A 14,124-nucleotide genomic window follows, 5' to 3' on the forward strand; every position below is an offset into this window, starting at 1 on the left:
GACCGCACCTTGGGGATTGTCAACGTTGTGGGGGGTAGGATGGGTGCCTACACCCATCTTTCGATAGCGAGGTGATTGAGGTGATGGGCGTGAGTACTCATCCTACTCTTGCCGTTAGAGCATTTTTCGAAATATCCGATATTCCTCTTCACTTTTTAGATAGATCTTCAAGAAAAAGTCTTTTTCGAGCGCGAAATTCGAAAGGCCAATATCTTTCCTCATTTCCCTCTGTAGTTTCTCTATGATCATCATATTTTCTTTCGGATTGGGGTGTTTCCCGATTGATCCCATCGCCTTAATCACTCCGGGTGATGCCCAAAGGATGGCCTGCGTACGTATCTTTACTAATTCGAGTGCTAAGTTCTTTTGAATTTTTTGTTCATCATCGTTCTCTGAAGTTGATAAATCAGGATTATTCGAAATCATTAGTTTTTCGATCAATTCGAGAAATTGGAGGTAGATTTTAATCTTTCGTTCGCGGTGAGCTGCTTCAATTTCTCTTTTCCGAGCAATATTTTGCGAGTAAAGAGTTACTACGAGGCCTAGAAACGCAGTGAATAGTGTTACTGATAGTGGGACATATATCGTAGGTTCAAGCGTCTTCGCACCCTGAAAGACCGCCTGCGCAATTACAACTAATTGATAAATAATATACCCGGCTAGCGCCAATATGGCAAAAATCAATACTGCAACAATAATCTGTCCCAGAGTTTTCATTTTTGATTAAATACCCTCAAACATCCAATTCCTCCACGAACCGGGCGTTCTCCTGGATGTACTGGAACCGCAGTTCGGGTTTTTTGCCCATCAGGCGTTCGACCAGGTCGCCGGTTTCGCCGGGTTCGTCCTCGTCGATGGTGACCCGGATCAGTTTGCGCGATTTCGGGTCCATCGTGGTCTCTTTGAGGTCCTTGGCGTCCATCTCGCCCAGACCCTTGAAGCGGCTGACGTCGATCTTGCCCCTGCCGCCCAGACCTTTTTCCAGCCATGCGTCGCGTTCGGGTTCGTCCAGGCAATAGACCCGGTGGGCGCCTTGCGTCAGGCGGTAGAGCGGCGGGCAGGCGAGGTAGAGGTGGCCCGCGTCGATCATCGGGCGCATCTGGGTGAAGAAGAAGGTCATCAGGAGCGCGGCGATATGCGCGCCGTCGACATCGGCGTCGGTCATGATGATGATCTTGTCATAACGCAGGTCGTCGATGTTGAACTTGCTGCCAAGCCCGACGCCCAGCGCCTGTGTCAGGTCGCTGATTTCGGCATTGGTGCCCAGTTTCGAGGAGGCCGCGCCCAACACGTTGAGGATCTTGCCGCGCAGGGGTAGCAGGGCCTGGGTTTTGCGGTCGCGGGCCATCTTGGCCGAGCCGCCCGCCGAATCGCCCTCGACGATGAACAGCTCGGTGCCGTCGCGGCTGGTGGCGGAGCAATCGACCAGCTTGCCGGGCAGGCGCAGTTTCTTGGTGGCCGACTTGCGGGCGGTTTCCTTTTCCTGACGGCGGCGCAGGCGTTCCTCGGCGCGCAGGATCAGGAAGTCGAGGATGGCGCCGGCGGATTTGGTGTCGGCGGCGAGCCAGTTGTCGAAATGGTCGCGGACCGAGTTTTCGACCAGCCGCTGTGCCTCGACCGTGGCGAGGCGGTCCTTGGTCTGGCCGACGAATTCGGGTTCGCGGATGAAACACGAGACCAGCGCGCAGCCGCCGGTGGTCAGGTCATCGCGGGTGATCTGGCCCGCTTTCTTGTTGTTGATCAGCTCGCCATAGGCCTTGATGCCCTTGACGATCGCGGCCCAGAAGCCGGATTCGTGGGTGCCGCCCTCGGGGGTGGGGACGGTGTTGCAGTAGGACTGAATGAAGCCGTCGCGCGAGGGCGTCCAGTTGATCGCCCATTCGACCTTGCCGGGGGTGCCGAATTTCTCGTTGAAATCGACGGTGCCGGCAAAGGGCTGATCGGCATAGGTGGAGGAACCGTTCATCGTCTCCTTGAGGTAATCGCTGAGGCCGCCGGGGAAGTGGAACGTGGCTTCGAGCGGGGTTTCGCCGTCGTCGATGGCGGATTTCCAGCGAATTTCGACGCCCGAGAAGAGATAGGCCTTGGAGCGGATCGACTTGAACAGGCGGGCCGGTTTGAAGCGGTGGTGGCCAAAGATTTCCTCGTCGGCATGGAAGGTGACGGTGGTGCCGCGCCGGTTGGGGGCGGCGCCGATCTTTTCCACCGGGCCGAGCGGCAGGCCGCGCGAGAATCGCTGTTCGTAAAGTTGCTTGTCGCGGGCCACCTGCACGACCATGGAATCGGAGAGCGCGTTGACCACGGATGCGCCGACGCCATGCAGGCCGCCCGAGGTCTGGTAGGCCTTGCCCGAGAACTTGCCGCCCGCGTGCAGGGTGCACAGGATCACTTCGAGCGCGGATTTGCCGGGGAACTTGGGGTGCGGGTCGATGGGGATGCCGCGGCCGTTGTCGCGCACGGTGAGCGCGAAATCGGCGTGCAGTTCGACCTCGATCCGGTTGGCGTGGCCGGCCACGGCCTCGTCCATCGAGTTGTCGAGGATCTCGGCCAGCATGTGATGCAGCGCGCGCTCGTCGGTGCCGCCGATATACATGCCGGGGCGTTTGCGGACGGGTTCCAGACCTTCGAGCACCTCGATGGAGGAGGCGTCGTAAGTGGTGGAGGCGGGTGCGCTCAACAGATCTTCGGGCATGGGGCTGCTCTTGTTATCAGGTTTGGCCCATTATGGCAGGTGATGTGGTCGGTTGGAAGAGGGGCGCGAGGTGTTGTGGGCAATTGGCCCGATTTGCGCGGTGCGACCTGTGCCGGTCCGGCTGCTGGCAATCGGAATTTGCCAAATGAATTGCGCACCCTAGAGTAGTTTCAAAGTGATACAAGGATTTGACATCCGGCTGCAGTCATGTGGCCGAAACCGGAAAGGGAATTGGTGGAATGAATTTTCAACTGATTGCAGCGGCCTGCATCGCGGTTTGTGCGGCGGGCAAGGGTATCGCGCAGCAGAATGCGGACACGATTTATACCGGCGGGCCGATCCTGACCATCAACGACGCGCAACCGGTGGCCGAAGCCGTGGCGGTAAAGGACGGCCGCATTCTGGCCGTCGGCGATCTGGCGGATCTTCTGGCGCTTCAGGGCGATCAGACCGCTGTCTTTGACCTGGAGGGGCGCACGATGCTGCCCGGCTTTGTCGACAGTCACGGGCATGCGGTGATGGGGGGGCTGCAGGCGCTGTCGGCCAACCTGTTGCCGCCGCCAGATGGGCCGAATGCGGATATCGCGTCGATACAGAAATCACTGTCCGATTGGCTGGCGGAGAACCGGGACATCGTCGACCGGGTCAACCTGATTGTCGGGTTCGGTTACGACGAAAGCCAGCTTGTCGAAAAACGCCCGCCCACGCGATACGAGCTGGACGAGGTATCAACCGAGCATCCGATCATCATCGTGCATCAGTCGGGTCATTTTGGCGTTGCCAATTCGAAGGCGCTGGAGGTGGCCGGAATAGGCGTGGGTGCAACGCCGCCGCCCGGCGGCGTGATCCGGTTTGACGAGAATGGCGAACCCAACGGCGTGCTGGAGGAAAACGCGTTCTTTGGCGTTCTCATGCCCTTGATCGGCGGTCTTGGCGCCGAGGGCATGCAGGAATTCGCCCGGGCCGGGGCGAAATTGTGGGCGAGCTTTGGCTATACGACCGGGCAGGAAGGACGTTCGACGCCGGAGGTGGTGGAAACGTTGAAGCTGGTGGCGGCGGCGGGGGAAATTCCCATCGATGTCGTAGCCTATCCGGATGTTCTGGTGGACCGGGATTATATCGCGGCCAACGCGTCGAAAACTTACGTCGATGGCGTTCGCGTCGGGGGCGCCAAACTGACCATCGACGGTTCGCCACAGGGGTTCACGGCGCTGCGCGACAGGCCATATCATGATCCGGTCGGGGACTATCCGCCGGGATATGCCGGTTATGCCGCCGCAACCATGGAGCAGACCCTGGACGCCGTTCACTGGGCTTATGAGAACGGCATCCAGATCTTGACGCACTCAAACGGTGAAGGGGCGTCTGACATGCTTCTTGCCGCCATCGCGGCGGCGCAGGAAGAATTCGGCGTCATCGAAACGCGCCCGGTGCTTGTTCACGGCCAGTTCCTGCGGGAAGATCAGGTCGACACCATCAAGGCGCTTGGGGTGTTCCCGTCACTGTTTCCCATGCACACGTTCTATTGGGGGGACTGGCACCGGGATCACACGGTCGGGCCGGTCAATGCGGACAATATCTCGCCCACGGGCTGGGTGGTTGATCGGGGGATGATGTTCGGCTCGCACCATGATGCGCCGGTGGCGTTCCCCGACAGCATGCGCATCCTTTCGGCCACGGTCACGCGGCGGACCCGGTCGGGAGACATTCTGGGGCCGCACCAGCGCGTCGACGTTCCGACGGCGCTGAAGGCGATGACGATCTGGCCCGCCTGGCAGCATTTCGAGGAAGACGACAAGGGTTCGATCGAGATTGGCAAACTGGCGGATTTCGTCCTGCTGTCGGACAATCCCCTGTCGGTCGAACCGGAGGCGTTGGCGGCAATCGATGTGCTGGCGACCATCAAGGAGGACAGGGTTGTCTATCAGGCCGAAGACGGGGTCAGGAAGGGGGATTTGAACAGCGGAGCCCTGTTCGGGGATCCGCATGCGTCGCATGGTTTTCTTGAAGCGATGCAGCGCGCGTTTGGGGCCCTTTGAGTGTGTCCGAGCAATCGGGGTCAAGAAATACGGCGGGGGGCGAGGGGCCGGCCCCTCGCGCTCTCCGGGGTATTGGAGACCAGAAAGAAGCGGCTGAGGGTGGCGGAAACGGATGAGTTTGCATGCGTTGGAAGGTCGGCAGCAATGCGGTCGCGGACATGGTGCGGTTGCCGTCGCCGCGTCCGGCCTATCGGGGTCGGGGTATCGTTCGCGAACTGAGCGGAACATGGAATTGGATTGGCGTGGATCCGCACGGGTCTGCGAAGAGGCGGCGCAGAAATCATGTCGCGTTGAAGATTTGGCCGGGACTTGGGAGAGTGGCAAGGCAACATGACCGAACTTTGGGCGAGATTGTCTGAGGTCTTCATAAACAGGAGAACAAAATGCTGCGTATGGCGATCATGGCTGTTGTCGTTGGGATGGTGTCCGGCGCTGCCACGGGGCAGGAGAGATACGATCTGGTGATAACGGGTGCCCGAGTGGTCGATCCCGAGACAATGCTGGATCAGGTGCGCAATATCGGCATCAGGGGCAATGAAATCGCCATCGTCACGCCCGACCTGATCACCGGGACCGACCGGATCGATGCTGGCGGTCTGATTGCCGCGCCCGGTTTCATCGACTTTCACGCGCATGGGCAGGACCCGTACAGTGAAAAGGTTTCGATTTTTGACGGCCGCACGACGCAGATGGATCTTGAGGCCGGGGCCCTGCCGGTGTCGGTCTATTACGATGCCAAGTCCGGGGTATCCCTGGCCAATTACGGTGTGTCCGTGGGCCACGCCTCGGCGCGGCTGCTGTTGATGGACGGGGTGGAGTCGCATGGCAGCCCGATGATGACCCACGCCCTTGAAAAGGCCGGAGAGACAGGAAACCGCTGGTCTGTCGACAAGGCCACCGATACGCAGCTTGACGAGATCGACGCGCTTGTGAGGAACGGCATTCATGATGGCGGTCTCGGTATCGGGGTCATGGTTGGCTATTATCCATCGGCGCGCAGCGAAGGCATTTTGCGAATGGCCGACGTGGCTGCGGATGAGGGCAGTTTTTTGACCACCCACCCCCGATATCTGAGCAACATCGCCCCGAGCGGTTTGCTGGGGCAGGAAGAATTCATCGCGTTGTCAATGGCCTATGATGTGCCACTGGTGTTGCATCATGTGCCCACCAATGCGCTGTCCGACACGCCCGCCGCGCTGGCGATGATCGATCGGGCAAATGCGAACGGAGGCGAAATCCTTGCCGAGGCGTTTCCCTATGTCAAAGGGTCGAGTTTCATTGCCGCCGAGATCCTGTCGCCCGGTTGGCAGGAACGGACGGGGATGGATTATTCAGACCTGACATGGGTCGAAACCGGGGAAACGCTGACCGAGGAGACGTTCAACAGGTACCGCGCTGAAAGGCCCGACGGGTTTTTCGTGATGGAGCATATCAAGGAGAAAGACATGCTGGCCGCGGTCCTGCATCCCGACGTGATCATCGGCAGCGACGGCATGCCCCTTGTCGATGCTGACGGGCATTCGCTGCCATTCGATGCACCATTCGGGGCGGGCAATGGTCATCCGCGCAGCGCCGGAACATTCGGCACCTACCTTCGGCTCGCCATTGACGATGGCGGCCTCACCATGCCGCAGATCATCGCCAAGACCTCGTTCCTGCAGGCGGAGTTCCTTGAGCAATTTGCCCCGTCGATGGCCAGACGCGGCCGGATTCAGGCCGGGACCTTTGCCGACATCACCATCTTTGACCCGGATGAGGTCAATGGAATGGCGGGTTATGAAGCCGGCACGAACAGCCTCGCCTCGGTAGGGTTCCGGCATGTGATCGTGAACGGGCAGCCGGTGATCCGCGATGGCGCGTTGGTACCCGGTGTTCATCCCGGACAAGCGATACGGGCTGGTGAATGAGGGCTGCCCGGGGTTCAGAGCGACTTTGGAGGCGACTGCGACAACGGTCGGCCATGCATGTGCTGATAAGTTCGTTCGGATAACGGGAGGAGCAGGTGCCGTCACAGCGAAGAATTGACGTCAACGACAAGATGCAGACGGGGTACAGCTATGTGCTGGAGGCCCCGATGGGCGCGGATTTCGCGCCGGGGTTCGAGCCGTATTATTCACCCAGGCAGATGCTGGAAATGGGCGTGTTCGAAGGCAAATACTGTACCGATTGCGGCGATGAGTTTCCGCCCGACTGGTTCGAGAACGCGAAGTTCAGCGACATACCGGACCCCAAGGTCAATTATTTCGGGGTGAAAAGTCGCCAGCCCCTGAGCCATTGGCGGGACAAGGGCTGGATCGTGGGGCCGGACCCGCGCGGGTGGTTTCAATGGTATTGCCGTTACTATCTGGGTCGGCGTCTGCCTGAGGTGGATGCGGTTCAGATCAAGCGGTGGCGGGCGTTTGCGCGGCACCGGGGCCAGATCCTTGCCAATTGCTATCCCGGCGATTTGTTCTGCCGTCCGCGCCAGCGTCAGGCGCTGTTGCAGTGGGCTCATGATCCGATGATCTGAAGGGGAAAGCCCCGGCACTTATCAGCATGTTTATCGAAATAGTGGCCGTTTCCAAATGGTGGGCGATGCCGCCGGCGGCTTTCTGGCAGGTTGGAGCTTCCCGATGCGTTATGCAATTGTTGCGCCCGCGCTATACGTGATTGCCGGGACAGGCAGGATATGTTGCTTTTGCAGCCAAATTTTAGGTCTCGAAGCGTATGCGGATCCTCTCTAGGCTGTGGGAGATTTGACGAGCAAGAGGGAAGTGAAACCAGATGAGTTGGATCAGGACGGTGCCGTTCGAGCAGGCCACGGGCAAGTTGCGCAAGCTGTATGAGCGGGTGACGGGGCCGGGGAACAACGTGGACAACATCATGATGGCGCATTCACTGAGGCCGCATTCGATGGAAGGGCATATGGTGCTGTACAAGAACGTACTGCATCACACCGGCAACCGGGTGCCCAAGTGGTTTCTGGAAACGCTGGGGGTCTGGGTCAGTTCGCTCAACGGCTGCGGCTATTGCGTGGAGCATCATTTCCAGGGATTGCAGCGCCTGTTGGGGGATGCGACGCGGGGCGATGCGATCCGGGCGGCAATCGAGGTGCGGCGGCTGGAAGAGGCGCCTTTGGATGCGGCGCAGGTTGCGGCGATGGGATATGCGCGCAAGCTGACCGAGACACCCGAAGCGATGATCGAGGCGGACGTGGCGGCGCTGCGGCGGGCCGGGTGGGAGGATGGCGAGATCCTGGAGATCAATCAGGTCTGTGCCTATTTTTCTTACGCGAACCGGACGGTGCTGGGGCTGGGCTGTTCGACCGAGGGCGACATTCTGGGGCTGTCGCCGAACAACTCGGATGATCCCGACGATTGGGGACACCGGTAGAGGGCGGGAGCGAGAGGCGCTGCCCCACCGCCATTGACGCTTGAACCAATGGCGCACCAATGGTGGCTCGCCGGGGTATTTGAGACCGGAAAGAAGCAGGGGTCAGTTTCGGGCGGTCCAGTCGAGGATGGCGCGGGCGACCGCCTGGGGATTTTGGTGGTGCAGCCAGTGGTCCGCGCCGGGAATGTCGACGCGGGTGAGACCGGGGGCGAAATCTTCGAGCCCGTGGGTGGCTTCGGGCAGCAGCGCCTTGTCGTCGGGACCCCAGATCAGCAGGTGCGGGCAGTTGACACGCAGCCGTTCGGTGGGCAGATCCGGCAGGTCGGTCAGTGGCTGGCCGGGATCGGCGACGCGCAGGGGCGAGGCGCGGTACCAGTTCAGCATGGCGTTCAGCCGACCCGGGCGCGCCCATTCGGTGCGGCAGGCGGCCATCCGGTCATCTGTCAGCCAATCGAGCCCCATGCCGTGACGGAAGAACTGTTCGAGTTTGGCGTAATTGTCGGCGGCGAGCCAATCGGCGGCATCGGGCGCGCGCAGTCGGTTGATATATTGCGAGGCCTCTGATTGCGCGCCGCCCGAGGCCATGGCGCGCTGGAACGGTACCGGGTGGACGCCGTTGGCGACGATCAGCCGCGAAACGAGGTCGGGGCGGAACATGGCCAGCCCATAGGCTACTGAGGCACCCCAATCGTGGCCGAGAACGGTGAGGGGCTGGCCCACCAGGCCGATCAGGGCGGCCATGTCGGAAACCAGTTTCGAGAGGGCATAGTTCTCGACCCCGTCGGGCGTCCAGCTTTGGCCATAGCCGCGCTGGTCGGGGGCGATGCAGAAGAAGCGGTGCGCGAGATGGGGAGCGAGATCGGACCACGCGCCGCCATATTCGGGAAACCCGTGCAGCATCAGCAGCCGGGGCAGCGCTGGGTCGCCCCATTTGCGCAGAAAGAAGGGATGGCCGTTCAGGGTGACGGTTTCGCTTTGCATCGCGGTTCCTTTCGCGGGCAGCATGCATCCGATGCGTTGTGGGGTCCAGTTTTGGATAAAGATGCATGTGTTTGACACCGATCAACGCGGGTTTTTGGCGTTTGTGCTAGTCTTTCATAAGTCAGAGGAGACAAGGAGAACGAGCGGATGGTGACAGCGCCCCGGCCCGAAGAAAATGCAGTGCGCCCGAATGGCGCGGACCCCGACGCGATCAAGGCGGAACCCAGCGCGGAGCGGGTGCGGCAGGCGTTCGAGAGCGGCAAGTACCCGTATTCGAAGAAGATGATCCGGCGCGAATACGAGGCCGAAAAGGCCAAGCTGCAGGCCGAATTGCTAAAGGTCCAGCATTGGGCTCAGGAGACCGGCGAGCGGTTCGTGTTGCTGTTCGAGGGCCGGGATGCGGCGGGCAAGGGCGGCACCATCAAGCGTTTCATGGAGCACCTGAACCCGCGCCAGGCCCGCGTGGTGGCGCTGAACAAGCCCACCTGGGAGGAGAAGGGGCAGTGGTATTACCAGCGCTATGTGCAGGAGATGCCGACGGTTGGCGAAATGGTGTTCTATGACCGGTCCTGGTACAACCGCGCGGGCGTCGAGCGGGTCATGGGATTCTGCACGCCCAACGAATACCTGGAATTCATGCGGCAGACGCCCGAGCTGGAGCGGATGCTGGTGCGCTCGGGCATCCGGTTCTACAAATACTGGTTCTCGGTCACCCGCGACGAGCAGATGCGCCGGTTCAAGTCGCGCGAGACCGACCCTTTGAAACAGTGGAAGCTGTCGCCCATCGACAAGGCGAGCCTCGACAAGTGGGACGACTACACCGAGGCGAAGGAGGCGATGTTCTTTTATACCGACACGGCGGACGCGCCCTGGACCATCGTCAAGTCGAACGACAAGAAACGCGCGCGCCTGAACTGCATGCGGCATTTCCTGTCGACGCTGGATTATCCGGGCAAGGATCACGCGCTGGTGGGAGTACCCGATCCGCTGATCGTGGGGCAGGCGCATCACGTGATCCACAAGTCCGATCACATTCTGGGCTCCGCGATACACCCGGAGGCGCGCGTGAAGTGATCTGATCCGGAAGGGCGGGGTTCAGAACGCCCCTTGCAGCGCAATCAGCAGGGGGCGGAGCTCTGAATAGGTGTCCTGCAGCGCGTCCAGCGGGCGGTTGTACGCCGCGGGCGGCAGGTCGTTCCAGACGGTCAGGGATTTGCGACGCAGCACGTCCGCGTTGGGATGGCCCTGATCGAAAGGGGCGGGGACGCGTCTGAGTTCGGGCTCGCTGATGCGGTAGCCCCTGGCCCGGTAGCCTTCCAGAAGTCGTGACATCTCATCCCCCATGGGGCCGCTCATCTGCTCGCGCCAGGTGGCGAGCGCCGGTTTGTCGAATGTCATGACGCCGCCGCCGATGCTGACATATTCAGGCGAGATGCCAAAGAAGACGCCCGGCGCGGGCGAGGTTCCCGGCAGGGTCCACAGCATGTGCAGGTGGGTGTGATAGGGGGTCTTGTCCTTGGAGAAGCGGATATCGCGTTGCGGGCGGAACAGCTTGCTGTGCGTGCCCGGCCCGATGGTTTGCGCGAAATGATCCAGCAGCAGGGTTGCGGGCGATTTCAGATCGGCCTCGAACCAGAGTTTGTTGTCGTTGAACCAGTCGCGGGAGTTGTTGCGCGCCAGTTCGCCAAGAAAGGCGCGGGCCTTGGGAATCAGGTCTGCGAAAGGGTCGGGCATGGGGCGGTTCCTCCATCCTGCACAGTTTAGCAGGTGGGACGGATCAGGGGTATGGCGTTCGTCGGCTCTTGTAAGTGGCGACCGCCGGTCATAAGCCTGACCGGATGAGCACGACCATGACATTTGGGGCGCATGCCCGCGCTATTGCCGTTCTGGGGCTGCCGCTGATCGGCGGGCATCTGGCGCAGTTCGCCATCGGGTTGACCGATACCGTCATGCTGGGCTGGTACAGTGTCGAGGCGCTGGCGGCGGTGACGCTGGCCGGAAGCTACTTTTTTGTCCTGTTCCTGATGGGGGCCGGATTCGGCTGGGCGGTGATGCCGATGGTTGCGGCGGCAGCGGCGGAAGAGGACGAAACCAGCATCCGGCGTGCGACTCGCATGGGGTTGTGGCTGTCGATCTTGTTCACCGTGCTGGCGATGCCGCTGTTGTGGTGGTCCTATCCGATCCTGCTGGCGCTGGGTCAGGAAGAGGGCGTGGCGGCGCTGGCGGCGGAGTATCTGCGGGTGGCGGGCTGGGGCCTGATGCCGATGCTTCTGGTCATGGCGCTGAAATCCTATCTGGCGGCGCTGGAGCGAACCCAGATCGTGCTGTGGATCGCGGTGGGCGCGGCGGTGGTGAATGCGTTCACCAACTATGCGCTGATTTTCGGCAACTGGGGCGCGCCGGAGCTGGGCATCATCGGGGCGGCGGTCGCGTCGGTCACGACCCAGCTTGTGTCGCTGGTTGCGGTGATCGTCTATGCCGTGCACGAGTTGCCCGAACATCGCCTGTTCCAGCGGTTCTGGCGGCCCGACTGGGAGATGTTCGCGCGGGTTTTTCGGCTGGGTGTGCCGATCGGGCTGACCAACCTGAGCGAGGTCAGCCTGTTTGCGGCCTCGGCCATGATGATGGGCTGGCTGGGCGCGGTGCCGCTGGCGGCGCATGGAATCGCCATTCAGCTGGCTTCGGCCACCTTCATGGTGCATCTGGGGCTGAGCAATGCGGCGACGATCCGGGCAGGCAATGCCTTTGGCCGCCGGGATCGCAAGCGTATGGCGCGCGGGGCGGTAGTGGTGATCGTCATGTCGCTGGCCGTATCGCTGATCGCGATCGTCCTGTTCCTGACCTGCGCCAAGCCCCTGATTTCGCTGTTTCTGGAAACGGACGACCCGTTGCGGCCCGAGATCCTGGCCATCGGTGTCGGGCTGCTGGCGATGGCGGCGCTGTTCCAACTGGTCGACGGGGCGCAGGTGATGGCGCTGGGGCTGTTGCGCGGGGCGCAGGACACGGCGGTGCCGATGGTGATGGCAGCGCTGAGCTATTGGGTGATCGGCATTCCGGCATCATACCTGCTGGGCTTTGTCTATGGCTATGAGGGGATCGGTGTCTGGGCCGGGCTGGTGGTGGGGCTGGCCTTTGCAGGCGTGATGCTGATGACCCGGTTCTGGGGCCGGGTGATCCGCAAGGTGGGTCCGCGACCGGATCAGCCGCCAAGTCGTTCCAGCAACCGGCAATAGGCGGTCTGGCCACGGCGGAAATTGGCGAGGCGGAAGAACTCGTTCGGGGCGTGCAGCTTCTCGTCGCCGATGGAAAAGCCGAACATGACCCCGTGCACCCCCAATTCGCGCAGGAACAACGTCATGATCGGGATCGAGCCGCCGACCCGGGTGATGAACGGTTTGTCGCCATAGACCTCTTCGAGGACCTGTCCGGCCACCTGCGTTGCGTTATGGCCGCGCGGCACGAGAAAAGGATCGGCGTCGCCTGCCAGATGTTCGATGCGCGTGGTGACGCCCGGAGGCGTGTGGCGGGCGACATGGGCGCGGATCAGTTCGGCGATCTGTTCCGGTGTCTGATTGGCGACCAGTCGGCAGGTGATCTTGGCACTGGCGCGGGCGGGCAGGACGGTTTTGCTGCCATCGCCCTGATAGCCGCCGGTCAGGCCGTTGAGTTCAAGCGTGGGTCTGGCCCAAAGCCGCTCGCGAACGGAGTATCCGGTTTCCCCGAACGGCGCGGGCGCGCCGGTTTCGGCGAGGTATTCGGCTTCGTCAAAAGGCACGCGGGCGATCTGGGCGCGGTCTTCGGCCGTCAGATCCACGACGTCGTCGTAGAAGCCGTCGATGGTGATACGGCCGGTTTCGGCGTCCTTCATCGACGCAAGGATCTGGCTGAGCGCCATCAGCGGGTTGTTGACGCCGCCGCCATGCAGGCCGGAATGCAGATCGGCGGAGGGGCCGTCGACGATCACCTCGACCCCCACCAGCCCCTTGAGGCCCATGACAAGCTGTGCCTCGTCCGCCGTCCATTGCAGCCCGTCGGCGGAAAAGATCATGTCGCAGGACAGGCGGCGCGCCTCGGCCCTGATGAAGTCGGGCATGTCGGGCGAGCCGATCTCCTCCTGCCCTTCAAAGAGGAATTTCACGTTGACCGGCAGGCGTTTTTGGGTGGCCAGCAATGCTTCGATGGCGAGGATGGGGATGAACATGCCGCCCTTGTCGTCCGAGGCGCCGCGACCAAAGACACAGCCCTGCCGGATCTGGGGGTCAAACGGCGGGCTGTCCCACAGTTCGAACGGGTCGGCGGGCTGGACGTCGAAATGCCCATAGATCAACACCGTGGGCCGGTCGGCCCCGGCATGCATCCAGTCGCCATAGACCGCCGGGTGGCCGGTGGTTGGCAGGACCGCGACATGTTCGATCCCTGCTTTGCCCAGCCTGTCCGCGACCCAATTGGCGGCGCGTTCCACATCCGGCATATGCGCGGGCATTGCCGAGACGGAGGGGATGCGCACGAAGTCCAGAAGTTCCTGTTCGAACCGGTTTTGATGCGTGTCGAGATAATCCTGCCAGTGCATTTTCGCGACTCCCGTTTTCCTGCGCGGAAGAGTGGCGGCATTGCAGGCGCGAGGCAATCGAAACCGGGCGTCAGTCTTTGCTGAGACGGTCGGCCTTTTTGCGCACCAGAACCGTGCGCAGGTCGTGCATCGCCAGCAGCAGGGCGTCGGTGACCTGATCGAGCTGTTCGGGCGTTGCCTTGGATTGCGCCCAATGTGTCGTGAGGTTCAAGTAATCCACGGCTCGGTGGATGTCGTCGATGTCGCGCTGGGCGAGCAGCGCCTTGCGCTCGGCCATCCAGCGTTCGATTTCGGCCATGTCCTCGGGCGTCAGGGTGCGCTGGCCGTGTGGCTTGATCTCGCCATTGCGGATATTGACGACGGCGATCTGGTCCATCTCGATCCGCTGGTGGCGGTTGTTGGTGTCCAGACGAAAGACGAAGGCGCCGTTTTCGCGGACACGGAAGTAGTATTCGGGCAGGTCCATCGCC

General features: G+C 61.7%; 12 protein-coding genes. 6 read left to right on the top strand and 6 right to left on the bottom strand.

What is annotated here, in order from left to right:
- Positions 1-114: 114 nt before the first annotated feature.
- Together AC2FLX_RS00640 and parE are read right to left on the bottom strand one after the other, a co-directional pair.
- Positions 115-717 carry a hypothetical protein gene (locus AC2FLX_RS00640; protein WP_496809555.1) on the bottom strand — a complete coding sequence of 201 codons (603 nt, stop codon included), beginning with the start codon at positions 715-717 and terminating at the stop codon, positions 115-117.
- Positions 718-733: 16 nt separating this feature from the next.
- The gene (gene parE / locus AC2FLX_RS00645) at positions 734-2,692 is read right to left on the bottom strand and encodes a DNA topoisomerase IV subunit B (RefSeq protein ID WP_496748252.1); all 1,959 of its coding nucleotides are present in this window, start codon (positions 2,690-2,692) and stop codon (positions 734-736) included.
- A 239-nt stretch (positions 2,693-2,931) separates the two neighbouring features.
- On the opposite strand from parE, the gene AC2FLX_RS00650 reads away from it, so the two are divergent.
- The 4 genes from AC2FLX_RS00650 (at position 2,932) to AC2FLX_RS00665 (ending at position 8,103) form a co-directional block, all read left to right on the top strand.
- Positions 2,932-4,731 (top strand): amidohydrolase, encoded by a 1,800-nt coding sequence (locus AC2FLX_RS00650; protein WP_496809554.1) that lies wholly within the window; start codon positions 2,932-2,934, stop codon positions 4,729-4,731.
- Between the two features lie 383 nt (positions 4,732-5,114).
- Positions 5,115-6,638: an amidohydrolase family protein gene (locus AC2FLX_RS00655; RefSeq protein WP_496809553.1), complete on the top strand. Its 1,524-nt coding sequence runs from the start codon at positions 5,115-5,117 to the stop codon at positions 6,636-6,638.
- Positions 6,639-6,733: 95 nt separating this feature from the next.
- Positions 6,734-7,240, top strand: a complete 507-nt coding sequence (locus AC2FLX_RS00660) for a hypothetical protein (RefSeq protein WP_496809552.1) — start codon at positions 6,734-6,736, stop codon at positions 7,238-7,240.
- A gap of 254 nt (positions 7,241-7,494) precedes the next feature.
- Positions 7,495-8,103 (top strand): carboxymuconolactone decarboxylase family protein, encoded by a 609-nt coding sequence (locus tag AC2FLX_RS00665; protein ID WP_496809551.1) that lies wholly within the window; start codon positions 7,495-7,497, stop codon positions 8,101-8,103.
- A 102-nt stretch (positions 8,104-8,205) separates the two neighbouring features.
- Here the strand turns inward: AC2FLX_RS00665 and AC2FLX_RS00670 are convergent, their stop codons facing one another.
- Complete coding sequence (locus AC2FLX_RS00670; RefSeq protein WP_496875363.1) at positions 8,206-9,108, bottom strand: alpha/beta fold hydrolase; 903 nt, start codon at positions 9,106-9,108, stop codon at positions 8,206-8,208.
- A 123-nt stretch (positions 9,109-9,231) separates the two neighbouring features.
- On the opposite strand from AC2FLX_RS00670, the gene ppk2 reads away from it, so the two are divergent.
- Positions 9,232-10,158 (top strand): polyphosphate kinase 2, encoded by a 927-nt coding sequence (gene ppk2, locus AC2FLX_RS00675; RefSeq protein ID WP_480749607.1) that lies wholly within the window; start codon positions 9,232-9,234, stop codon positions 10,156-10,158.
- 21 nt (positions 10,159-10,179) lie between these two features.
- Here the strand turns inward: ppk2 and AC2FLX_RS00680 are convergent, their stop codons facing one another.
- A complete protein-coding gene (locus AC2FLX_RS00680; protein WP_496809550.1) occupies positions 10,180-10,818 on the bottom strand; it encodes a TIGR02453 family protein in 639 nt (212 codons plus the stop codon).
- A gap of 116 nt (positions 10,819-10,934) precedes the next feature.
- On the opposite strand from AC2FLX_RS00680, the gene AC2FLX_RS00685 reads away from it, so the two are divergent.
- Positions 10,935-12,317, top strand: a complete 1,383-nt coding sequence (locus AC2FLX_RS00685; RefSeq protein WP_480749609.1) for an MATE family efflux transporter — start codon at positions 10,935-10,937, stop codon at positions 12,315-12,317.
- Here AC2FLX_RS00685 and AC2FLX_RS00690 read toward each other — a convergent pair.
- Together AC2FLX_RS00690 and AC2FLX_RS00695 are read right to left on the bottom strand one after the other, a co-directional pair.
- The gene (locus tag AC2FLX_RS00690; RefSeq protein ID WP_480749610.1) at positions 12,284-13,654 is read right to left on the bottom strand and encodes a dipeptidase; all 1,371 of its coding nucleotides are present in this window, start codon (positions 13,652-13,654) and stop codon (positions 12,284-12,286) included. The genes AC2FLX_RS00685 and AC2FLX_RS00690 overlap by 34 nt on opposite strands.
- 70 nt (positions 13,655-13,724) lie before the next feature.
- Complete coding sequence (locus tag AC2FLX_RS00695; protein ID WP_480749612.1) at positions 13,725-14,120, bottom strand: hypothetical protein; 396 nt, start codon at positions 14,118-14,120, stop codon at positions 13,725-13,727.
- Positions 14,121-14,124: the final 4 nt, after the last annotated feature.

The sequence above is a fragment of the Ruegeria sp. YKSF57 genome (assembly GCF_059612585.1).

What these genes read in the sequence shown, in the direction of transcription:
- AC2FLX_RS00665 (WP_496809551.1), top strand. Translation starts at nt 7,495, where the DNA reads ATGAGTTGGATCAGGACGGTGCCGTTCGAGCAGGCCACGGGCAAGTTG.
- AC2FLX_RS00680 (WP_496809550.1), bottom strand. Translation starts at nt 10,818, where the DNA reads ATGCCCGACCCTTTCGCAGACCTGATTCCCAAGGCCCGCGCCTTTCTT.
- AC2FLX_RS00685 (WP_480749609.1), top strand. Translation starts at nt 10,935, where the DNA reads ATGACATTTGGGGCGCATGCCCGCGCTATTGCCGTTCTGGGGCTGCCG.
- AC2FLX_RS00690 (WP_480749610.1), bottom strand. Translation starts at nt 13,654, where the DNA reads ATGCACTGGCAGGATTATCTCGACACGCATCAAAACCGGTTCGAACAG.
- AC2FLX_RS00640 (WP_496809555.1), bottom strand. Translation starts at nt 717, where the DNA reads ATGAAAACTCTGGGACAGATTATTGTTGCAGTATTGATTTTTGCCATA.
- AC2FLX_RS00655 (WP_496809553.1), top strand. Translation starts at nt 5,115, where the DNA reads ATGCTGCGTATGGCGATCATGGCTGTTGTCGTTGGGATGGTGTCCGGC.
- AC2FLX_RS00650 (WP_496809554.1), top strand. Translation starts at nt 2,932, where the DNA reads ATGAATTTTCAACTGATTGCAGCGGCCTGCATCGCGGTTTGTGCGGCG.
- AC2FLX_RS00670 (WP_496875363.1), bottom strand. Translation starts at nt 9,108, where the DNA reads ATGCTGCCCGCGAAAGGAACCGCGATGCAAAGCGAAACCGTCACCCTG.
- parE (WP_496748252.1), bottom strand. Translation starts at nt 2,692, where the DNA reads ATGCCCGAAGATCTGTTGAGCGCACCCGCCTCCACCACTTACGACGCC.
- AC2FLX_RS00695 (WP_480749612.1), bottom strand. Translation starts at nt 14,120, where the DNA reads ATGGACCTGCCCGAATACTACTTCCGTGTCCGCGAAAACGGCGCCTTC.
- ppk2 (WP_480749607.1), top strand. Translation starts at nt 9,232, where the DNA reads ATGGTGACAGCGCCCCGGCCCGAAGAAAATGCAGTGCGCCCGAATGGC.